The 21,383-nt window shown below is 46.6% G+C and carries 17 protein-coding genes; 10 read left to right on the top strand and 7 right to left on the bottom strand.

Annotated elements, in window-relative coordinates; translation table 11 throughout:
* Positions 1-127 precede the first annotated feature (127 nt).
* Positions 128-664, top strand: a complete 537-nt coding sequence (locus tag L4D19_RS17210; RefSeq protein WP_428453487.1) for a class I SAM-dependent methyltransferase — start codon at positions 128-130, stop codon at positions 662-664.
* A gap of 13 nt (positions 665-677) precedes the next feature.
* Here the strand turns inward: L4D19_RS17210 and L4D19_RS17215 are convergent, their stop codons facing one another.
* The gene (locus L4D19_RS17215) at positions 678-1,175 is read right to left on the bottom strand and encodes a hypothetical protein (RefSeq protein WP_428453488.1); all 498 of its coding nucleotides are present in this window, start codon (positions 1,173-1,175) and stop codon (positions 678-680) included.
* 452 nt (positions 1,176-1,627) lie between these two features.
* Between L4D19_RS17215 and L4D19_RS17220 the strand changes: the two genes are divergently transcribed.
* The 3 genes from L4D19_RS17220 to L4D19_RS17230 all read left to right on the top strand — a co-directional run bounded on the left by L4D19_RS17220 (position 1,628) and on the right by L4D19_RS17230 (position 4,203).
* A complete protein-coding gene (locus tag L4D19_RS17220; protein WP_160648371.1) occupies positions 1,628-2,425 on the top strand; it encodes a transporter substrate-binding domain-containing protein in 798 nt (265 codons plus the stop codon).
* Between the two features lie 85 nt (positions 2,426-2,510).
* The gene (locus L4D19_RS17225; RefSeq protein WP_428453489.1) at positions 2,511-3,458 is read left to right on the top strand and encodes an amino acid ABC transporter permease; all 948 of its coding nucleotides are present in this window, start codon (positions 2,511-2,513) and stop codon (positions 3,456-3,458) included.
* A gap of 19 nt (positions 3,459-3,477) precedes the next feature.
* Positions 3,478-4,203 carry an amino acid ABC transporter ATP-binding protein gene (locus L4D19_RS17230; protein ID WP_428453618.1) on the top strand — a complete coding sequence of 242 codons (726 nt, stop codon included), beginning with the start codon at positions 3,478-3,480 and terminating at the stop codon, positions 4,201-4,203.
* Between the two features lie 268 nt (positions 4,204-4,471).
* On the opposite strand, the gene L4D19_RS17235 is transcribed toward L4D19_RS17230, so the two are convergent.
* The 4 genes from L4D19_RS17235 to aceB form a co-directional block, all read right to left on the bottom strand.
* Positions 4,472-4,729: a hypothetical protein gene (locus tag L4D19_RS17235; RefSeq protein ID WP_428453490.1), complete on the bottom strand. Its 258-nt coding sequence runs from the start codon at positions 4,727-4,729 to the stop codon at positions 4,472-4,474.
* 292 nt (positions 4,730-5,021) lie between these two features.
* The gene (locus L4D19_RS17240; protein ID WP_428453491.1) at positions 5,022-5,630 is read right to left on the bottom strand and encodes a LysE family translocator; all 609 of its coding nucleotides are present in this window, start codon (positions 5,628-5,630) and stop codon (positions 5,022-5,024) included.
* Positions 5,631-6,009: 379 nt separating this feature from the next.
* A complete protein-coding gene (locus L4D19_RS17245) occupies positions 6,010-6,438 on the bottom strand; it encodes a GlcG/HbpS family heme-binding protein (RefSeq protein ID WP_075761947.1) in 429 nt (142 codons plus the stop codon).
* 137 nt (positions 6,439-6,575) lie between these two features.
* The gene (gene aceB / locus L4D19_RS17250) at positions 6,576-8,198 is read right to left on the bottom strand and encodes a malate synthase A (protein WP_428453492.1); all 1,623 of its coding nucleotides are present in this window, start codon (positions 8,196-8,198) and stop codon (positions 6,576-6,578) included.
* Between the two features lie 304 nt (positions 8,199-8,502).
* On the opposite strand from aceB, the gene gcl reads away from it, so the two are divergent.
* The 3 genes from gcl to L4D19_RS17265 are packed head-to-tail and all read left to right on the top strand — an operon-like array spanning position 8,503 to position 11,989.
* Positions 8,503-10,278 carry a glyoxylate carboligase gene (gene gcl, locus L4D19_RS17255; RefSeq protein ID WP_428453493.1) on the top strand — a complete coding sequence of 592 codons (1,776 nt, stop codon included), beginning with the start codon at positions 8,503-8,505 and terminating at the stop codon, positions 10,276-10,278.
* Positions 10,279-10,308: 30 nt separating this feature from the next.
* A complete protein-coding gene (hyi, locus tag L4D19_RS17260) occupies positions 10,309-11,091 on the top strand; it encodes a hydroxypyruvate isomerase (RefSeq protein WP_428453494.1) in 783 nt (260 codons plus the stop codon).
* A gap of 10 nt (positions 11,092-11,101) precedes the next feature.
* Positions 11,102-11,989, top strand: coding sequence for a 2-hydroxy-3-oxopropionate reductase (locus L4D19_RS17265; protein WP_428453495.1), 888 nt, complete (start codon positions 11,102-11,104; stop codon positions 11,987-11,989).
* Positions 11,990-12,382: 393 nt separating this feature from the next.
* Here the strand turns inward: L4D19_RS17265 and L4D19_RS17270 are convergent, their stop codons facing one another.
* Both L4D19_RS17270 and L4D19_RS17275 read right to left on the bottom strand, forming a co-directional pair.
* Positions 12,383-13,114, bottom strand: coding sequence for a GntR family transcriptional regulator (locus L4D19_RS17270; protein WP_428453496.1), 732 nt, complete (start codon positions 13,112-13,114; stop codon positions 12,383-12,385).
* 435 nt (positions 13,115-13,549) lie between these two features.
* Entirely contained in the window at positions 13,550-15,793 is a 2,244-nt protein-coding gene (locus L4D19_RS17275; protein WP_428453497.1) for an acetyl-CoA hydrolase/transferase C-terminal domain-containing protein, read from the bottom strand.
* A gap of 387 nt (positions 15,794-16,180) precedes the next feature.
* On the opposite strand from L4D19_RS17275, the gene L4D19_RS17280 reads away from it, so the two are divergent.
* The 3 genes from L4D19_RS17280 (at position 16,181) to L4D19_RS17290 (ending at position 21,323) form a co-directional block, all read left to right on the top strand.
* Positions 16,181-16,546: a phasin-related domain-containing protein gene (locus L4D19_RS17280; protein ID WP_428453498.1), complete on the top strand. Its 366-nt coding sequence runs from the start codon at positions 16,181-16,183 to the stop codon at positions 16,544-16,546.
* 81 nt (positions 16,547-16,627) lie between these two features.
* Positions 16,628-18,298, top strand: a complete 1,671-nt coding sequence (locus L4D19_RS17285) for a wax ester/triacylglycerol synthase family O-acyltransferase (protein ID WP_428453499.1) — start codon at positions 16,628-16,630, stop codon at positions 18,296-18,298.
* A gap of 229 nt (positions 18,299-18,527) precedes the next feature.
* Positions 18,528-21,323: a hypothetical protein gene (locus L4D19_RS17290; protein ID WP_428453500.1), complete on the top strand. Its 2,796-nt coding sequence runs from the start codon at positions 18,528-18,530 to the stop codon at positions 21,321-21,323.
* The last annotated feature ends 60 nt before the right edge of the window (positions 21,324-21,383 follow it).

A 21,383-nucleotide genomic window follows, 5' to 3' on the forward strand; every position in this document is an offset into this window, starting at 1 on the left:
TAAAATCATCATACTTAGGTATGATGTTTTTTTATGTCTGGTGATATTAATATTTTTATCTGGTACCCACATGTTAACAAAATGAATATGATAGAACGTAATAAGAATCTTAGAAGTGGGCTAATTGATGACAATAGATAACGAACATCAGGATCATTCGGCATTAGTAGAGAAGTTTGTACGCGAATTGAAGTTGGCTTCTCAGTACGGCTCAATACTGGATTTAGCATGTGGTAGTGGTCGTAATGGTTTGTATCTGGCAAGAAAAGGGATCCCGGTTGTGTTTGCAGATCAAGATGAGGAGAAGCTTGCCCGAATCGATCAGATTATTTGCGAAGAGCAATTAGATGCCAAAACATGGCATGTCGATCTCGAGACAGGTCAGCCGCTTGCCGGAAAGAAGTTTGGTGCCATTGTTGTGTTTCGCTACCTCTATCGACCATTATTTCCAACCATAAAGACAAGCATAGTGCCTTCCGGATTGCTTATTTACGAAACCTTCAATATTGCGCAGAGAGCCTATGGTCGCCCCCGTAGTCCTGATTTTTTGCTCAATGATAACGAATTAGCCACTGAATTCGGGGCGTGGCAGATTTTGCACCAGTTTGAAGGTGTTGTCGCCCAACCCCAAAGTGCTATATCGCAACTTGTTGCTCGCCATTAATCAAGAAGATAAGTTAACCATTATCGCGAAACTGTTTGGCTATCCGGCCAAAGTACGCTTCCATATCTTTGATAGACGCCTCGGTGGTCGTTTCGATTTTGTGCCGTGCGGTATTGAAGTTATGGACGATGCTATTTCCTGTTGATTCCATGAAGTCCTCTGCATCCATTTTTGCCAGATGGCTTTGCAGTGCAGCATGATCGAGTTCTGTCTTCGCATGACGACTGGTCTTTTGCGCCAGCTTATCTACAGAGCTGCTGATGTGCTGCCATTTATCGTGGGCTTCCATGGCAGCTAAATGGGCCTGCAGTGTGGCTTCATCAGATTTTCCTGCAAGGTGATTGGATGCTTCCCCAAGTTTCTGGTTTACTTCAGAAAGCCGCTCCTTGGCGTGACTCCATAGCTGTTTGGTTTCACCAGACAGCTCGTCCGTTTTTTCGTCAATCGCTTGGGTTATTTCCCGGATTTTTTCGCGGGAGCTGTTAATTTTCTCACTCAGTTGTTTCTTCATGCTGATTCTTCCGCGGTTAGGTTTCACTAGGCCGCTTCAAGTATAGTCATTCAGGCTTTACATGTACTTCTAACTTAGGCTCGTAATATGGAAACATGTTCCGATTCAGGTATATCGTTCAACTGTTGACGGATACTCGATGGCTATCGAAAAGCCTTCTCTCATAAAGCTGTGTAATTAACCWAATGTCAAAAAAATGAAGATTTTTGTTAAATTTTGGTTTTTGGTTGATTTAGGCGATCAAATATAGAGATGAATAATATGGATAGTTGATAGGTCTGAAGTTTTACTATGTATTGGTGTTATGGTCTGAATATTTATGCTTGTATTTTTGGTTTTTATTTCTTTTTGCCAGTCGGCGTTTGAGTCCAAGATATTTTATTTGCTATAACCAAGCTTGTATCAGCTTGATACAAGCCAATTTACCAATAATAAAGGATACAAGGATGTCTATGCGCAAGTTATTCAGTGGTTTTGTCGCAGCTATGGCTTTGATGACAGCTTCAACAACGGTTTCCGCAGGGCCGATTCTCGATGATATTGCCAAGTCTGGCGAGCTTCGAGTGTGTTTTGATGCCGGTTATATGCCGTTTGAAATGAAAAGTAAAAATGGTTCCTATATCGGATTTGATATTGATATCGGTAAAATTATGGCACGTCAGATGGGCGTGAAATATGTTCCCGTTAATACGGCCTGGGACGGTATTATCCCAACGCTTCTTACTGGTAAATGTCACCTGATTAACGCCGGTATGACAATTAATGCCAAGCGTAACATGCGTGTGAATTTTGCAGACCCGTATATTGTCGTTGGGCAAAGTATTTTGCTAAATCCTGAGCTGGAAGGGAAAGTGACCAGTTATAGAGATTTGAACGACAGCAAATACACGATTGCAACCAAGCTGGGTACGACTGGTGAGCAAGCGATTAAGCGTATGATCAGCAAGGCTAAGCTGAATGTATTTGAAACACAGGCCGATGCCGTGCTGGAAGTGGCCAATGGTAAGGCAGATGCATTTATCTATGATATGCCGTTCAATGCAATCTATGCATCGCAAAATGCCGGTAAGGTTGTTCACCTTGAGAAGCCTTTTACCTTTGAACCTCTGGGATGGGCGATCGCACAAGGCGATATGGATATGTTGAACTTCCTGAATAACTTCCTGCGTCAGATCAAAGGCGACGGTAGCTACGATCGTATTTATGACAAATGGTTTAAGAACGATAAGTGGCTAAGCCAGGTTCAGTAATGCTTTTCTCGGAGCCGGGTTTGTTTGCCCGGCTACCGCCTTTGGCTTTTCAGACACGTTTCAATGCTCCTAATGGAAGATGTATATGCTTAGGAACTCGAGCCGGTGGCTTTGGCACGGCGTATTTGCGGTCATTCTGGCTGTCTTAGTTTTCGCCGTTTATCAGTCATCGCAAAAAATAAATTACAACTGGCAGTGGGAGCGGATCACACCGTTTCTTGTTGATACCAGCCCACAAGAAATTCGTGCGAGCGGCAGCGGTACGGCTGTTATCAATGCCGATAACAGTATTACAATTAATTTTGATTATGGTGATGAGCCGCAGCTGATCACCACTTATGACGAACGTCTGGTAGAAGACGGCGACTTGATTTTTGAAGGGGATCTCATCGCTCGTAGCGAGCAATGGACCATGGGGCCTTTGGTGGTTGGCCTCTGGGTGACCATTGAAATATCGGTCATTTCGTTGTTTTTTGCCATTATTCTTGGCTTGATTACCGGGCTGATGCGGATTTCACACAACCCGGTAACTAAAAACTTTGCCTATCTGTATGTTGAGGTGATCCGAGGCACTCCGCTGCTAGTACAGATATTTATTGTCTATTTTTTCCTCGGTACCATTTTTGATTTAGACCGCTTTGCAGCAGGTATTGTTGCGCTGTCTATCTTCACCGGTGCCTATATCGCCGAAATTATTCGCTCAGGTATCCAGTCTATTCCTCCGGGGCAAATGGAGGCAGCGCGTTCACTGGGGATGAGTTACCCCAAGGCCATGGTATATGTCATATTGCCTCAGGCGTTTAAGCGCACACTACCTCCGATGGCCGGGCAGTTGATCACACTGATTAAAGACTCGTCGCTAGTCTCGGTCATTTCCATTACGGATCTCACCAAAGCCGGTCGTGAAGTGATTAGCGGTAGTTTTGCCACATTCGAAGTATGGTTTGTTGTAGCCGGGTTATACCTGCTGTTAACCACTACCTTATCTTGGGGTGTTCAGCGTATTGAGAAGAGGTTGGCGACCAGTGACTAGGAATTATGATGGCGACGATATGATCGTTGCAACGAATGTAAACAAAATCTATCCGAACAAGTGTCATGCGCTGAAGGATGTCAGTGCCACGATTAAACGTGGTGAAGTGGTGGTGATAATCGGGCCATCTGGATCCGGAAAGTCTACGTTTCTCCGTACGCTGAATCAGCTTGAAGTGGCTTCGTCTGGAGACATATGGGTTGATGGTCTGGATATGTATGCTAAGGCGACCAATATCAATACGCTTCGTGAAAATGTCGGGATGGTGTTTCAGTCTTTTAATCTTTTTCCCCATAAGACAGTAAAAGGCAATGTGATGTTGGCACCGATAAAGGTATCGGGACGCGATCCTGCCGAGGTTGAAGTCGAGGCCGAACAGCTCCTGAAGCGGGTTGGTCTTGCTGAAAAAATGGATGTGTTTCCAAGTCACTTGTCAGGAGGACAGCAACAGCGGGTTGCGATAGCCAGGGCATTGGCAATGAAGCCTGATGTGATGCTCTTTGACGAGCCGACATCGGCACTCGACCCGGAAATGGTGGGAGAAGTACTGGATGTGATGAAAGATTTGGCCGCCGAAGGGATGACCATGGTAGTCGTTACCCATGAAATGGGGTTTGCGCGAGAAGTGGCCGATCGCGTGCTCTTTATGGAAGATGGAGAGCTGCTAGTCGGTGATACTCCGGAGCATATCTTTGATACGCCTAAGCACCCGAGGCTACAGCAGTTTTTATCTAAGATAATTTAGCGGGCCAAGTAACAGTCCTGCTGCGTTACACTGTGATGTTGTGCGGTATCATTTGTAGACAGCCTGTGTTCAGAGAAAGTTCGTAGTATTGGAACATATTATGTATTCACTCTCTGCATTGGACCTGCAAATGTATAACAATGAAAGGGTAAAACGACTCGTCCGGGAAATATCCGAAAGTGTGAAGAAAAAGCACTTAAAAAAGTCATAACAAAAAAGCCAACAGCAAGCTGTTGGCTTTTTTCTAAATTCGATATTTAGTTTGTTGCTATGCTGTTTCGCAAGCGAGGTTTGCTTGTTTGCTTCGCTCTTGCTGCATCTTCGCCAGGAAGTACACATTAACGCAAGCAATAAAACCATTCGTTACAACTACTGGCATCGCGTCAATCATGAAGCCGTAAGTGGTGAAAAGTACACAACCAACGAAGTTCAGAACACGTAGCCATACAATGTCTTTCATCATGAGTGAGATTGCTACCATCAAAGAAGATGCATAGCCCAATAGTTCAACTGTGTTAAATTCCATAATAGTTACCCTCTAGTTTTGCCAATCACCTCATCATGAGTCTGCAATCAATCGAAGATTGATTTAAAGGGGGAGATTCCTTGCCCCGAATGGTCTTGTATAAATTATGTTGTAATTATAACAACCATGAATGGACTGTTGAACCACTAAAATAAGGGAAAGGGATCGAAAGCGATTACGCAATCGTTTAATTTGTAGTTATATTACATTCATTAACACACATGTAATGCAATATTATGCGGGTGGTTTCTTATTGTTAAATATGCTCGCTATTGCACTGCTGCATCGAAAGTCACTTTGCAAGCTCTACAAAGTTGTAGACACCAAACAGGCAGATCAGCAATCCGCCGAGCAGTTGCAGATAAAATGGAAAGGTGAGGGTGTCAAAGTGATCTTTGAAGAATGAGCCAGAAATGGCCAAAATGCATTGAATCACCAAACTACCGGTAAAAATCGCCCCTGCAAGCTGAAGCGAAAATAGCAGATCAACGTGATCGGTGGCATGGCCGATAAAGGCAGAGAGGGCGATCACTGCGATCGGGTTGGCAAGTGTTAGATAGAAAGCTGCCCGGAAGCCAAGTTTACGGGCTGGCTGGCTGAAATTGGCCAGCAGCCTGGTATTTTGCAGCGCGCCGAACATCATGTAGAAACCGACAAAGATAAGTACCCAGGAAGAAAGCAAAATGATCTGATAGTGATATTCGGTAAAAGAGGTGATGATCCAGGTACCAACGATGAAGCCAATAAGGGCATAACAGTAGTCTGCCAGCGCGGCACCAATAGCGCTTCTCACTGCAACCGTATAACCGTGCTGGATACCGTTATTGAGAACCAGTATGGCGATAGGTCCTATGGAAAGGGATAAGATGAAGCCAAATATAAATGCTTTCATTACTTCCATAAGCTCTCCTTTCAACCTTTGAGAACTAGACTTTCAGGTGAGAAAAAATAACTGTTTTATATTAAGCATAGTCAGGGTGGCTAAAGGTGTGCCACATCTAATCGACTGTTTCTAAAGCGCATAATCTTGCAGTACCCAACGAGTGGGACATCAATTAAAACGGGGGAAGACTGGCGTTACAGAGAGAGAATAATGTTTAGTTATTCGATAACTGTGCATGGTTTGGTGGATTTAGATGTGTGGTGTTTTTTATTATTCTCAATAAATTCAGAAGGTTAAAACTTTACTCTCAGAGTTTTAACGGCTGTTTAAGCCCGCTATTTCAGTTGAAATAAGGGCTTAGCAGATATCCGGTTAGCCAGGTAGAAGAGAAGGGGGCTCAACTCTCGTCTGGAATAAGGTTGGCGGCTTTGATGCCGGAAATTGCACACATTTCGTCAAGCTCTGACAGATCACCGCTTATTCCGACTGCCCCAAGGAGTTGCTTGTCATCATTGCGGATCAGGACGCCACCGGGTACGGGCAGCATATTGCCTTCTGCCAGCACGTTGACTGCGGAAATAAAGGCTGGACGTTGCTTGGCATCGTCGGCCAGTTTCCTTGACGAGCAGCCTAAAGCGAGCGCTCCCCATGCTTTGGCAATGGCGATGTCGGGTCGCATCATACTGGAGCCATCTTGTCGCTGGAGGGAAATGAGCTTTCCGCCGTTATCAAGAACAGCAATAGTCAATGGTGCTGAGCCTTTAGTTGTTCCGGCACTGAATGCGCCTTTGGTAATGGTTAACGCCTCATTGAGTGTCAAGTTCATCGTATGTTCCTCCAATCATGATGTAAAAATAGAGCCTGTAAGGTGATGGCTGTCTGATGCGTCTGATCGGTGACAATAGCCGCGATGATTCAGTTACCGCGGCCAGTGTTAGGCGAGACAATGCTGGTGGTTAGTACTTACTCTACCAGTAAGGAATAGCTTGGTAGCGTCAGAAAGTTTGCAAAGTGACTCGCGGTCGAGATGTCATCAAACAGTGTTGCCGTTTCTTCAAAACGTCGTTGGGAGTAACTTTCTTCACCGATTTCGAATTTAATGGTGTCGAGCTCTTGTGATAGCCACTCTCGAAATAGAGCCGCTGTAAATACTTGACCGTCGTCGAGTGTTATCCCGTGGTGTATCCATTGCCAGATGCTTGCCCGGGAAATCTCGGCCGTCGCGGCATCTTCCATCAGGCCATAAATAGGCACACAGCCAACACCGCGGATCCATGCCTCGATATAATAGAGTGTGATGCGAATGTTCTTGCGTACGCCTTCTTCGTTACGTTTGCCTTCACAAGGGGTAAGCAGATCAGCGGCAGTAATGTCTGCTGCAGATGTTGGGAAATAATCCAGTTGATTTTGGCGATTGCCAAGGTGGTTGTCGAAAATCTCCATGGCGGTATGAACTAATCCCGGATGGGCAACCCAAGTACCGTCATGGCCATTTGTCGATTCACGTTGCTTGTCCTCGACAACCTTGGTTAGCACCTGAGCCATTTCGGTCGGATCTTTGCTCGGGATAAAGGCTGACATCCCCCCCATCGCAAGGGCACCTCGCTGGTGGCAGGTATTGATAAGTAGTTGGCTATAGGCATTTAGGAATGTCTTGTCCATAGTCACGTCGTGCCTGTCAGGCAGGATCTTGTCTTTATGGTTTTTCAGCGTTTTGATGTAGCTGAAAATATAGTCCCAGCGTCCGCAGTTCATGGCGACAATATGGTCGCGCATGGCATAGAGGATCTCATCCATCTGGAACACTGCCGGTAATGTTTCTATCAGTACGGTTGCACGAATGGTTCCTCGATCTCGGTTGAAGTAGTTTTCGGTAAAGGTAAACACATCACTCCACCATTGTGCTTCCTCCATACTTTCCAGTTTAGGGAGGTAGTAATAGACGCCAAGCCCTTTGTCAGAACGGGGCTGATAGTTATGGTAGAAGTACAGGGCGAAATCCATCAGAGAGCCTGGAATGGCTTTGCCATTTAATATTATGTGCAGTTCGGGCAGGTGAAGGCCACGCGGTCTGGCAATTAGCAGTGCCGGGTTGTTGTTGAGGCTGTAGCTTTTGTCTTTTTTCTCATCGTAATAGCTGATAGTCCCACGGTTGGCATCCCGTAGGTTGATCTGTCCCTGGATCATGTTTTCCCAAGACGGCGCGGTAGCATCCTCAAAGCAGCACATGAAGACCTTGGCACCAGAGTTCAGCGCATTGATCACCATCTTTCGCTCTACCGGGCCGGTTATTTCCAACCGTCTGTCTTGCAGCGGGGCCGGAATAGGGGCGATACGCCAACTTTTATCATTACGTATTGCTTGGGTGTCTTCTCTGAAGTCAGGTAGCAACCCATTGTCATAGCCTACTTGTTTTTCATCGCGCAAAGCCATCAAGGCATCAAGCCTGTCACCAAATGCCTCGACAAGTGATTGCAGGAAAGTCAGGGCGTCCGGGTTAAGAATGGTGCTGAACTCGTTCGCTGTGGTACTTCCTGTTATCTGGATACATGATGATTGTCGCTCCATGGTGCTATCCTGATTCATAGTCGTCTCCTTTAAACAATACTTCACATTGTTGTATACATAATTATTTGTGAATGTATCTATCTATATCTCAATTTGTAAAACAAGGCAAAAATTAATTTACATAATTGTTAATTCGTAATTGATGGTTTGTGTTTTAATGATGCTAGTTAACTTGTTGTTTCTTAATTAATAAGGTTTGCTGGTGTGTGTTTGCAGTAGGCTGTTTGTTTAAAAAATGTAAAAATACACTTGCTTAAATTCCTGATGAGTGGCAATAATACAATCAAGTTTTAAATTGTATACAATGTGGTTGGAGGCTGGCATGGCGAGAATGAAAGCAATAGAAGCAGCAGTAGAAGTGTTAAAACGAGAAGGCGTTGATCTGGTCTTTGGTGTTCCCGGCGCAGCGATCAATCCTATGTATGCAGCCCTAAAAAAATCAGGCGGGGTTAACCATGTTCTTGCCCGGCATGTCGAAGGGGCATCGCATATGGCAGAAGGCTATACCCGTACCAGTGACGGTAATATCGGGGTTTGTATCGGCACCTCAGGTCCGGCTGGTACCGATATGATCACTGGCTTGTATTCCGCCTCGGCCGATTCTATTCCTATTTTGTGTATCACCGGGCAGGCACCACGCGCACGTTTACATAAGGAAGACTTCCAGGCCGTCGATATCGAGACGATTGCCGAGCCGGTTACGAAATGGGCAATAACAGTGCTGGAGCCTGCACAGGTTCCGCGGGCTTTCCAGCAGGCATTTCATCTGATGCGATCCGGTCGCCCTGGGCCGGTACTGATTGACCTGCCGCTGGATGTACAGCTGGCGGAAATCGAATTTGATATCGATACCTATGAACCTCTCGAGGCGTATAAGCCAAAGGCAACCCGGGCACAGGTCGAGAAAGCTGTGAGCATGCTTAATGCCTCGGATAAACCATTGTTGGTAACTGGTGGCGGTGTTATCAACTCGGGTGCTTCAGCCTTGCTGCAGCAGTTTGCCGAAATTACCGGTGTGCCGGTTATTCCGACGCTGATGGGGTGGGGCGCGTTGCCGGACGATCACGAATTGATGGCAGGCATGGTGGGACTACAAACTGCCCACAAATACGGTAATGCCACCATGCTAGAGTCAGATTTTGTGTTCGGGATCGGCAACCGTTGGGCAAATCGCCATACCGGTTCGATAGATGTATACACCAAAGGGCGGAAATTCGTTCATATTGATATCGAGCCGACTCAGATTGGGCGTGTATTTTGTCCGGATTTGGGCATCGTTTCTGACGCCAAGGCTGCACTTGAGCTCTTGGTGGAAGTCGCCCGGGAAATGAAAGACAAGGGACTGCTTAAAGATCGCTCTGACTGGGTCGCGGAGTGCCAGCAGCGTAAGGCGACTATGCTGCGAAAGACACACTTTGATACCACTCCGGTTAAGCCGATGCGGGTTTATGAAGAGATGAACAAGGTGTTTGGTGAAGAAACCTGCTACGTCAGCACCATTGGTCTGTCACAGATTGCTGCTGCACAATTTCTGCATGTCTATAAACCGCGCCATTGGATCAATTGTGGCCAGGCAGGACCGCTGGGTTGGACAATTCCAGCCGCTTTGGGAGTAAGAGCAGCCGATCCTGAGCGCAAGATAGTGGCTATTTCCGGTGATTACGACTTTCAATTCATGATTGAAGAACTGGCCGTAGGCGCCCAGTTTAATCTTCCTTATATCCATGTATTGGTTAACAACTCCTATCTTGGTCTGATCCGTCAGGCCCAGCGCCAGTTCGATATCGATTATTGTGTTCAGCTGGCATTTGACAATCAGAATGCGCCGGAGCTGGAGGGGTATGGCGTTGATCATGTAGCCGTAGTTGAAGGATTAGGCTGCAAGGCGATCAGAGTGACCGACCCTAGCAAGATCTCAGAGGCCTTTATTACGGCACAAACTCTGATGGAGAAGCATCAGGTGCCAGTGGTGGTGGAAGTGATTCTTGAACGGGTTACCAATATTGCCATGGGTGTCGAAATTGACAGCATCAACGAGTTTGAAGCACTTGCAGAAGGTGTGGATGACGCGCCGACTGCCATTACATTCAATCAGTAACCGGTTTATCGATATTGAAAGGGGGCCAAGATGCCGAAACTAGCTGCAAATCTATCCATGCTGTTTAACGAACTGCCTTTCCTGGACCGTTTTGAGGCGGCAGCCAATGCCGGGTTCCATGGTGTGGAATATCTCTTTCCCTATGACTTTGATGCCAGTGAGATTAAACAGCGTCTCACCCAGCTTGGGCTGACCCAGGTTCTGTTTAACCTTCCGGCGGGTAACTGGGAAGAAGGTGACAGGGGGATTGCGGTTGACCCAAGCCGTGTAGAGGAATTTCGAGCTGGCGTGCCGGAAGCCGTTCGTTATGCAAAGGCGCTTAATTGTTCACAAGTCAATTGCCTCGCGGGCATTGTTCCGGCTGGGGTGAGCGAAGAGGTTGCCAATGATACCTTTGTTGCCAATCTCAAGTTTGCCGCTGAGGCTCTGGCAGCCGAAGGTATCAGCCTGGTGATTGAAGCAATTAATACCCGTGATATACCGGGCTTCTTTTTGAATAACACCAGCCAGGCGCTCGATGTGCTGGAACAGGTCGGTAGCAACAACCTCAAGCTGCAATACGACATCTACCATATGCAGATTATGGAGGGAGATATCGCGATCACCGTCAGTCGAGAATTCGAGCATATTCAGCATGTCCAGCTGGCAGATAACCCAGGCCGCCATGAACCGGGAACCGGTGAGATTAACTACGCGTATTTGTTCAAGCACTTGGATGAGCTTGGTTATCAGGGGTGGGTCGGCTGTGAGTACAAGCCTAAGACAACCACCGAAGCTGGTTTGCACTGGCTAAAAGACTTTAATCAAATCTAAGGAGAGAGTGATGAGTACGATTGCGTTTATTGGTACCGGGATCATGGGTAAGCCTATGGCCCTGAATTTACAGCAGGCCGGTCACCAACTGGTCTTCTCCGAGCATTTCAGTCAGACTCCGGCTGAGCTTATTGCCAGTGGCGGCGTTGCTTACGCCACCCCTAAAGAAGCGGCGGAAGCGGCAGAATACATCATCCTGATGGTCCCGAATACACCGCAGGTTGAAAGCGTTCTGTTTGACAATAATGGAGTCATCGAGGCACTTGAAGCTGGCAAGACCGTGATTGATATGAGTTCGATCTCGCCAATTGAAACCAAGTCGTTTGCGGCCAGAGTGAAAGAAACGGGAGCTCAGTACCTTGATGCACCGGTGTCAGGGGGCGAGGTCGGTGCGATAAATGGCGCCTTGACCATTATGGTGGGTGGTGATGAATCGGCTTTTGACGCAGCAAAACCCTTGTTTGAAATTATGGGGCAGAATATCACCCTGGTCGGTGACAATGGGGCCGGCCAAATTTGCAAGGTCGCCAACCAGATCATTGTTGCCCTAAATATCGAAGCGGTATCGGAAGCTCTGGTTTTCGCATCCAAGGCGGGTGCCGATCCGGCTCGCGTAAGGGAAGCCCTGATGGGTGGGTTTGCCAACTCGAAGATTCTGGAAGTGCACGGTGAAAGGATGATTAAAGGAACGTTTGATCCTGGCTTTAAGATTGCACTTCACCAAAAGGATCTCAATCTGGCGATTACCGGTGCAGAGGCATTGGGGGTGAGCCTGCCAAGTACGGTGATGGCGCAAAAGCTGTTTGATGAGTGCGTGAAACTGGGAGGAGAGGGTTGGGACCACTCCGCGATGATCCGGGCTATCGAGAAGCTGGCCGATCATGACATTCGGCAGTGAATAACACTGGTTACTGACACATAACTTTAGTCTCCTTTGTTATGTGTTCCCGGAGCTTGATGAGTACTCTAGATCATTGGTCGAATACGTCGAGACACAACTAAGTCACGGTCTTTCTGTTGGTGGTGTTTACACTTGTTTTGCTTCGGTTTTTTATTTGCCTAATAGGTACGACTGTCAGCCCATAACTGCAGGGCATTTGGGTGCTGACTGTATCCATTAGTGAATATATCCCTGGCCGTTTGGGAGAAAGGTGTTAATCGCTGAGCAGAGGAAAGCAGCCGTTATCAGCTTGTCGACCAAAACGGTAGGCGCGGATCCACGGTGTCCGAGCCCTTTGGAATAGTACGAGGTGTGTACTATTCCTTTTTTTGTTAAGGCTGCTGAACAAATCTACTTTTTCTTGAGCACATCCGAGAAAACCGCGTGAAGATCTTTTGTTATGGCTTCCTCGTCGAGGGCTAGCTTTGACTTGATATGTTCAAGGTGGGTTTTCATCAGGCTTATTGCCTTGGCTTTATCGCCAGACTCAATCGCATCTAGCAAGTCATTGTGCTCGTCAAACGAGCATTGACTGCGTGTACCGACTTCATACAGTGAAATAATCAGTGACGTCTGAGAGACAATACTGCGCTGGAAGGAGAGCAGAGGGGAGTTGTTCGCCATATCACCGAGCTGGATATGGAATTCACCAGACAGGCGGATCCCACGGCCAATATCGCCTTGTTCAAAAGCCTGATGCTCTTCTTCGACAAGCTGGCGCAAAGAGGCAATTTGCTCGCTGGTCGCATTATCAACCGCCAGCTCTGTGATTGCCAGTTCCAGTACTTCACGGGCTTTCAGTACCTGTTTGGCCTCTTCGACGCTGGGGGCCGCAACGATAGCCCCGCGGTTTGGGCGAATATTGACAATCTGTTCGACCGATAAGCGCAGCAGGGCGCGACGGATAATGGTGCGGCTGACACCAAAGATTTCGCCGAGGGCTTCTTCATTGAGTTTGGTATTGGGTGGAAGGCGTTGCTCAAGAATGGCATCAAAGATATGCCCGTAGACAACATCATCCTGGGTTTGGCCTGTTTGCGCCGCGGCTGTTTTTTTCAGCTCTGATTGTTTTTTCTCGGGCATGCTAACACTATGTCTCCTAAGGGCTCATTCAGTTAAAACAATAATTGCTACCGGCTGAGAGAGCGATTCTATTATTAGTTACATAGAGTATGAGATTGAAAAATTATTACCACCATTTATCTCTAGTTTTGTATACAAACGTGCGAAGCATTTATCAGAATAGTGAACAGTGAGGTGGTTTGGGTAAAAGCAAGAAAGAAAGCACTAGGGCTTTCTTTCTTGTTGGTACTAAGGAGCATACATCAGTGTTACTTGCTTTCGGTGTTATCGCGCTTAACCCTAAGAGGCTGATCTCCTATGGTAGTTTTGCCCGGACAAACTCGCTTAACCGGGCATTTGGGGCAACCCCAAATAGCGGCGTAGGGACACAATGCTATTTCCTTATTTTTTTTTGCCATGTTTACCTCTATCAGCTTGCTCACATTGACGGGCCGTTTACCGGCCTCTGAGTTCCGCGATAAGCAACCGCTGAGTCAGCTTATCTTGGATACTGGTTGGGTTTTCCAAACCAATTCGTTTCAACAATGGCTGTATGGTTTTATCTGGCTTCGGTGTTGTGATCGCGTTCAGTATGCACTTGATTTTGCCTTTCGGTGTCGCCGTTTTAGCTTTCAGGGCTTTTAACGCTTTACCCAGCTGAAGCTCCTCGGCCGTAAAGCTACAGCCAAACGGGAACGGGCCAAATATATTTTGCTGGGTAAACTTCTGGTAAAAGCCATGAATGGCCTCAGGCGTGTTGTTGCCAAACTCTACGGGGATTGTATAGTCTTTGGCAACTTTCCCTGCTGCTTTTGCCTGATCTAGCAATTGTTGCTGGAAGCGAGAGTCGGCGATTTTGATCAGCTCAGTGTATACAACGTGATCAGGTTTGCCGCGTAAATCTGCAATACCATATTCAGTAATGACAATATCCCTCAACTGACGTGGAATGGTGGTATGGCCATAGTTAAACATGATATTCGACTTCAACTTGCCATTTCGAACGCTACAGCTCCGAAGCTTCATTATAGAACGTGAATCCGGTAACTGGTGGGACTGGGCAACGAAGTTGTACTGACCACCGACACCACTGACAACCTGACCGTTTTCCAGTGCATCAGAGATCGCCGAGCCGTTCAGGGTGACCATCATTGCAGAGTTAATGAAGCGCGCATGCTTGCGTTGTGCCTGTTTTAGTTGCTGGCTGCCAATGAAGTGGTCATAGAGGTCATTGACATAGTTGACACTGGTCATGCAGAACTTCTTATGGTCTTCGTCACTTAAGTTATTGAGTGCTTCATAGAAGTCTTTCGGCCCGATGAAGAAAGCACCGTGCATCACGGCTCCGCCGCTAAGTTTGTCACCTAAGCAGAACTTGGTGATCCACTGCAATGCTTCGGCGTCACCTAAGTTGGCCTGCATGGTTTGATGCTGGGCCTGAAGCTGACCGTTGAAGAATTCGACAGAGTCACGGAAAACACCGATTCGTTTCAGGTAGCTCACATCTTTTGTCGTTAACTGCTGATGAATCGCGCCATGCTCAAGTAAAGTCAGCAAGGTAGAGACGCTAACGTCTGTCGTGATTTTTTTCTTGTTTAGTAAAGTCTGAACGGTGAGGTCTTCAAACACTTCCCGCTTAAGGATCCCTGCCTTATAGAGGTTCATGAAACCATCGACCATCAGCTCACTACAGCCATAGAGGCCTTCTTCGAAAATACCCCGATCACCGACGCTGCGGGTGACCGGGAACTTCTCGGCAACGTGCAGCTCGTCCACGATTTGGTTGTAGACAGCGTTGTTCTGGTGCCGAAGCAAGGTGCTGTAAATCAGTGCACTACTGAGTGAACCGATCCCAACCTGCAGTGTGCCGCCATCTTTTACCAGCGTGCTGGCGTAGAAGCCAATCATATGATCTTCAGGCGAAATACTGGCATGAGGCGCCGCGAACAGGGCGTAGTCCTTGTTGTCTGGCTTCAGGTTCTGATCGAGGACAAAATCAAAAACATTATCAGCCACCTCAGCATGGTTTTGCATGAAAGGCATGTTGGAATTGACTTCCGCTATCATCGCAACAGGTTTACCGCTTTCCTGCATTTCTTTGAGAACCGGCGCAAAATCGAGAGCCAAATCAGAGTTGCTGCACAGGCTATAGGTAGTAACGCCATCTATCGTGCGTTTGGCGACCAACTGACCAACGACATTGACCCCTTTGTCCAGCAAGTCGCGGACGGCGTGGGTATAGTTGGTACTGGTATAGTTTTGCTGTTGCGGGCTGTTGAGGAAGCTACCTGCTTTGAAGAAAAATTCACTGATAGTGATGTTGGATGGGACCTCACCTTTTCTTAGATCCATGATGTAGTCGATATCAGGGACACCTGCGAACTCGCGTTCGACAAAGGGTTCCAGAAAGTTTTTCTCCAGTTTGCTTTTACCAACAGGCTTTTCCAGCGTGATCCCGGTTTCTATACGCAGAGTAATACTTGGATCTGCCTTGGCACGTTGGTAAAGCGCATTGACGAAGGAGACAGGTTTACCTATTGCCAGCGGAGCACCAAGGACAATCTCCTTACCGACGACCTCAATGATGTGATCGACGAGCTTTTCGGCATCAGCGAATTCCGGTGCTGCTGGTTTGGCCTGTGAGGCCATATTGGTGGCAAGAGGGGTAACGTGGGTATCAACTAACTCTAATACTGACATTTTGCATTCCTTGTTCGATATTCTTATTGGAGACAGGCATTTTCTTATTATTATCGAATTGTATTCTTCGTGTTAAAACTAGAGTCGTCACTCTAGTTTTATAATTTGATGATAGTTGTATCTCAATAAATTGAACTTAGTCACAGTGAGCATATTTAGACTAAAAAAAACACAATTTGGTGGAGGATTCTAATTTTTGAGGTGAGCTATATTTGTTTTTATAAATCAATGATATATGAGCAAGATTTTTAGATTTACAGTAATCTGTGATCTTGCTATCAGTTCATAATCCAGATTAGAAAGAATGATCTAATTCTGATTGTTACGCTTTGGTTTGGTTATAAATTCGCTTGAAATACCCAACGAGATATTAATAGGGAAAGAGTTATGATTAATCCGATGAATATGATGGGGAATATTAAATCTGTGGCCAATATGGGTGAGAAGTCCCTGAAAAATGTCGTATTGGCAGGTTTGGGTGCATACAGTAAAGGTATCGAGCAGGCCGGCATGGCTCAGCACTTAGCGACCAAGCGTTTTAACGACTTGGTTGAAAAAGGCCAGGAGGTGGAAACGGAAACCCTTGAACGCGTTAAGGTGACTCAATCTGCCATTATGAAACGCTCGGAATCACAGTTTAATACCGCCTTAAATAAAACTTGTGGCCTGGATCGCAACCGACTGTCTGATTTTGAAGATAAAGTTGATCGACTGCAGCTTGCAGTGGAAAAGCTAGCGAAAGAAGTTAAATAGCAACAACCTGCGAGTGTTTTGATTCACCGATTATTGTTTGAGGCAAATTGGCCGCCAAGCAAGTTAGATAAGGAACATCATATGCCAAGTTTGTCTCTTCTTGACTTCAGCTTCATTGCCTTTGAAACGGCAAAGACACCAATGCACGTTACCGGATTAGTCATTCTAGAGCCGCCGGCAGAACATGCCGCGACATATGCCCAGGACTTATACAGTCATTTTCTGCAGCAGACAGAGACAGTTCCTCCGTTCAACTGGAAGCTAAACTGGTCGCTGGCAGGCAAACCTCGTTGGGATGTTATGCGCAATGTCAATTTGGAAGACCATTTGCGGATCACCATGCTGCCGTCACCGGGAACGGAACATCAGCTCCAGAAGGTTGTCGGTCGTTTACACAGCCAGGTATTGGACCGCAGCCGCCCAATGTGGGAACTGTGGGTCATCGGTGGACTTGAAAACAACCGTGTTGCCCTTGTGATGAAGATCCACCACTCAATGGCTGATGGCGTGCGTGCAAGCCGTATCTTTACCGATAGTTGTTCGGCCGATGTTGAGAATTCGTTCGAGAATAAACCGTTTTGGCAATGTGACTTGCGCAAGAGCCGGTCTCAGCGCCGTGAAGAAACGCATCTGACCGACATGGTGATGAAGACGGCAATGGCTGCATCGAAGCAGATATCACTGATCCCGTCTATGTTCCGATTGGGTAGCAAACTGGCATTAAAAGCGGTGAAACTTGCCGATTGTGATTTGAAAGTGCCGTTTACCGCACCCAAGACACCGTTCAACTTGAGTCCGAAGCGCAGCCGGGCTGTTAGCTTGGGTAACTTTTCTATTGGCCAGTTAAAGCATATCAGCCGGATCACCGGTGCATCGATGAATGACATCTTGTTTACCGTGAGTGATATCGCGCTGAACCGCTACCTTGTTGACCGTGCCATACCGCTAAGAAAGCCGTTGGTAGCGATGATGCCGATCAACCTGCGTGGTAAAGGTAGCGGAGGTGTTGAAGTCAAGGGTAACAAAATGTCGGTTGGGCATGTGGAACTGGGCAAGCCCCACCTGAGTGCTTTGGAAAGGCTAGAAGCGATCCAGCACGCGACGCTAGATCTGAAGAAAGAAGCTTTGAATATCTCACCGGATGCTTATGTAAACTATTCCTTGCTGGTCAATGGCGTTTCGCTGTTTAGTGGTAAGTTTGGCCTGAATAATTTTATTCCACCTGCGAGCAATCTGCTTATCTCTAACGTTCCCGGGGCGAAAGAAAAGCTCTATTTCATGGGCGCTAAAGTACAGGAGCAGTACCCGGTATCGCTCTTGATGCCAGGTCAGACGCTTAACATCACCTTCTTTAGTAATGCCGATACCATGTACTTCTCGTTAGTGGCTTGTAACCAGTCATTGCCTGGTTTTGAGGTGATAGCTGATTACATGGTTGAAGCGTTGGAAGATATTGAGGCAGAAGTGATGAATACTGCGGTATCAGCAGTTTCGGAGCAGCTTGAATTTCGCGAGGATGAAACGCTTGCGGTTGAGACGGCAGTAGAAGCGGCAAATTATTCATTAACGCCTGAAGATGAAGAGTTCGAGGTCCTTTTTGCCGAGAAACAGAAAAAAGTCGAAGAGCTTGAGAAGCAACTGGCGAAGCTGACGGAGATGCTGTCGGCTACTGTCGAAGTTGATCCTCAGGCGGCAGCGAAAAATCAGGATAGCCTGGAAGACTCAGAGAAGAAAGCAGCAAGCCTTCACTAGAATTAACCCCACTCACGTAAATAAAGGCCATATAACGCTATGTTATATGGCTTTTTTGATGGCCGAGAGAATGATGCGGTTTTGTGGTTGAGTCGAAATTAGCACATGCTCAACAACAGAGGTTCGTTTCTTGATGAATGGGCCGAACAAGTTCTTATCGTACGTAATATCATTTAGCTCAATCATTAAAATTATCTATTGAATTATTGTTTTTTCAATAGGTTAGGTTATGAATATAAGTAAGGTTGCGTTGGCGATTTCGGCTGCATTTATTATCTCTGGATGTGGTGGCGGTGACAGTGGTGAAAGTGGAAAAATTACGCCTAAGCCGCCGACTGTGCCGACACAAGTTGACAGTAAATCGCTGTCGGTAACAGTTATAGATGGATATCTGGAAGGTGCCACGGTTTGGTTGGATAAGAAAGAAAACCAGAACTTCATGCCAGATGGAGACGAACTGCTGGCGGTAACCAATAAACAGGGTGTAGTAGTCTTTAATGACATTGACCCTGAATCCTTAGACAAATATGTATTGGTAGCAAAAGCAACAGCGGGAAAGACCATTGATCAAGACAATGGCAAGACTGTTGCCAACTCGTTTTATCTCACGGCACCACTGGTAGTTGGTGAAAACGTACAATTGGGCACCTTCAAGCAATCTGCCACCTATTCAAGTGTTGTAACCCCTTTGACAACCTTGGTCGAAATGAAACTAAGGCAGTCAGGCTCCGCTGCCAGTGCGGCTTCTATAACTGAAGCCAGTAAACAGGTTGCCTCAGAGCTTGGCCTTAACGCCGATAATGCCCAAGTTGTACTGTCTGACTTTAAGAAACTCTCATCAGTAGAAGCTGCAAAAGTTGAACAGGCGGCTGTCTCACTGGTAGTTGCCGGGGCAATGCCAACAACGTTAGATGAACTGGCAGCACAGGCGGATATTGTATTGGGGCGCAGCGGTACGGTTACCAGCAGCGTGAAAGATGCTGGTAGCGATGAGATCGTTATTTATGATGCGGATGCTGCCGATAGTGTTAAGGTCGTGAAAAAAGCAGACAGTGATGGCGACGGTGTGATCGATGCACTAGATGCTTTCCCAGACGATGACACCGAGTGGTATGACTCTGATGGTGATAAGGTAGGCAACAATGCAGACACCGACGATGACGGTGATGGGCATGATGATGATAAAGATGCCTTCCCGTTAGAGCCTTCCGAGCACAAGGATGCAGATTCAGATGGCATTGGCAATAATGAAGATCCGAACGACGATAACGACAGCGTTTTAGATAATAAGGATGCCTTCCCGGAAGACCCTTCTGAAGACACAGATACCGATGCTGATGGCATTGGGAATAATAAAGATACCGATGATGACGGCGACGGGGTGGATGATGCCCATGACCGTTTCCCTCTGAATGGAAATGAATCGGCAGATACTGATAATGATGGTATCGGCAATAACAGTGACGACGATGATGATGGCGATGGCTACATAGATAGCCAGGATAATGAGCCGCTGAACAAACTTGTTATTCCTGAAACGTTCAATGCCTGCCTTGAAACTCTGCCTGATTACCCAGAAGGCACAACAGCACGCCCTGATGGCTCAAATAGCCTGTTATACACCATTTCAAAGCTAAAAAACGGCCAGACAGAGCGTAGTCAGTCAATACAAACAGAGAGTTATGTCGGTCAGCGCGTCGGATTGCCAGACGGTAACCTTGCGGGAAGAACTATTGATGTAACCCAGATTGTCACTCAAACACCGGGGGAACAAGCAGAGGCTTGGAATCCCGGCTTTGAATTATCTTACGTCGATGCTGATAACCAACAATATCTTGGCTATGAGGATGTATTCCGCCGTTGGTGGGGGATCAATCTTGCGACCAATGCGCCCAATGATATGACGTTGAAGGAAAAGACAACGAGTTGGGTGGACCGCATTGACCATCGTTCTCCTGAAGCCGCAATAAGGCATGAGAAAATTTCTTCTGTCTATGTCGGAAAAGAAATCATTGATACATTATTTGGACTTCGCGAAGTCTGTGTCGTACAGCATGATTCCGAGTTTACGTGGAATGATGCTGGCAAATATTCAGTTGAAAGCGCTAAGCGTTATCTGGATAAGGACCGGATAGTGGTTAGAGAGGAGAAAGATAACCTTGAATATAACCTTAATAACGAGGGGGAGCCAGAGAGAGAGCCAAGCTGGGGGTATACTGATTCTGTTAAAGTGCTGAACGGCATGATTTATAACGGGGTATTGTATGGCCAGGATCCTGTAACTAGCCATATTCCTGAAGATCAGCCTCTTACGATGGCACAGTGTTTGGCAGAGTTACCTGATGCTGGGTATGAACGGAATAAAAATGACAGCCTACTGTTCGATATGGACCGCTCTAGTCGCCAAGTAAATGCGAACAGTAAAGAGGTTGAGACAACAGAGCAGTATGGAACGTACGAACTCGTCTCGTTGGTAGATTCAGGGATATCTTGGCAAGGGTATGAAGGTTTAGTTGAAAGTTTGCTAAAAGGTACATTCACAAGTGGTTATGCGTTCAGTGAACGGTATTTCGAGCATGCTAATGGAATGATGGCGGGCTTTGAAGGCCGTGAGAATGGCACTGATAAAATCGCCTGGGGTCATAAGAACACCTTGAGTCAGCAGCGCTCAGTTGAGGGTTCTTATTTCATGCCGGAAGTTCATTATCATGAAGCAAGTTTGCTAAACCCGACAGAGCAAAAAGCCAGTTTTAAGCAGGTGCAGCATGTTGTGTTTGAGGGTGTAGAACAAGTTGTTGACTTCGCGTTAGATAAGACTGTTCCAGCATGTAAATATTATTCTCGCTTGGAAACCACCTTCTATCAGGCTGATGGCTCGCCGCTGTTGGATGAAGCTAATAATCCGGTTAAGGATTTTATCAATGAGACGGTATGGCGGGATAACAAAGGGATAATCAATCGTGATCGTAAGACTCAAAAATGGGATTACGAGCATTGGTATCGCAAGTCAGCAGTGAAGCAGTAATAGTTGCGTTCATGAAAAAAGGCCGCAAAAGCGGCCTTTATACTGTCATTATCCGAAGGA

This window comes from Photobacterium kasasachensis (genome assembly GCF_050336885.1).
GTDB lineage: Bacteria > Pseudomonadota > Gammaproteobacteria > Enterobacterales > Vibrionaceae > Photobacterium > Photobacterium kasasachensis.

What these genes read in the sequence shown, in the direction of transcription:
- L4D19_RS17230 (WP_428453618.1), top strand. Translation starts at nt 3,478, where the DNA reads ATGATCGTTGCAACGAATGTAAACAAAATCTATCCGAACAAGTGTCAT.
- L4D19_RS17240 (WP_428453491.1), bottom strand. Translation starts at nt 5,630, where the DNA reads ATGGAAGTAATGAAAGCATTTATATTTGGCTTCATCTTATCCCTTTCC.
- L4D19_RS17225 (WP_428453489.1), top strand. Translation starts at nt 2,511, where the DNA reads ATGCTTAGGAACTCGAGCCGGTGGCTTTGGCACGGCGTATTTGCGGTC.
- gcl (WP_428453493.1), top strand. Translation starts at nt 8,503, where the DNA reads ATGGCGAGAATGAAAGCAATAGAAGCAGCAGTAGAAGTGTTAAAACGA.
- L4D19_RS17215 (WP_428453488.1), bottom strand. Translation starts at nt 1,175, where the DNA reads ATGAAGAAACAACTGAGTGAGAAAATTAACAGCTCCCGCGAAAAAATC.
- hyi (WP_428453494.1), top strand. Translation starts at nt 10,309, where the DNA reads ATGCCGAAACTAGCTGCAAATCTATCCATGCTGTTTAACGAACTGCCT.
- L4D19_RS17270 (WP_428453496.1), bottom strand. Translation starts at nt 13,114, where the DNA reads ATGCCCGAGAAAAAACAATCAGAGCTGAAAAAAACAGCCGCGGCGCAA.
- L4D19_RS17265 (WP_428453495.1), top strand. Translation starts at nt 11,102, where the DNA reads ATGAGTACGATTGCGTTTATTGGTACCGGGATCATGGGTAAGCCTATG.
- L4D19_RS17220 (WP_160648371.1), top strand. Translation starts at nt 1,628, where the DNA reads ATGCGCAAGTTATTCAGTGGTTTTGTCGCAGCTATGGCTTTGATGACA.
- L4D19_RS17275 (WP_428453497.1), bottom strand. Translation starts at nt 15,793, where the DNA reads ATGTCAGTATTAGAGTTAGTTGATACCCACGTTACCCCTCTTGCCACC.
- L4D19_RS17280 (WP_428453498.1), top strand. Translation starts at nt 16,181, where the DNA reads ATGATTAATCCGATGAATATGATGGGGAATATTAAATCTGTGGCCAAT.
- L4D19_RS17285 (WP_428453499.1), top strand. Translation starts at nt 16,628, where the DNA reads ATGCCAAGTTTGTCTCTTCTTGACTTCAGCTTCATTGCCTTTGAAACG.
- aceB (WP_428453492.1), bottom strand. Translation starts at nt 8,198, where the DNA reads ATGAATCAGGATAGCACCATGGAGCGACAATCATCATGTATCCAGATA.
- L4D19_RS17210 (WP_428453487.1), top strand. Translation starts at nt 128, where the DNA reads ATGACAATAGATAACGAACATCAGGATCATTCGGCATTAGTAGAGAAG.
- L4D19_RS17245 (WP_075761947.1), bottom strand. Translation starts at nt 6,438, where the DNA reads ATGAACTTGACACTCAATGAGGCGTTAACCATTACCAAAGGCGCATTC.
- L4D19_RS17290 (WP_428453500.1), top strand. Translation starts at nt 18,528, where the DNA reads ATGAATATAAGTAAGGTTGCGTTGGCGATTTCGGCTGCATTTATTATC.
- L4D19_RS17235 (WP_428453490.1), bottom strand. Translation starts at nt 4,729, where the DNA reads ATGGAATTTAACACAGTTGAACTATTGGGCTATGCATCTTCTTTGATG.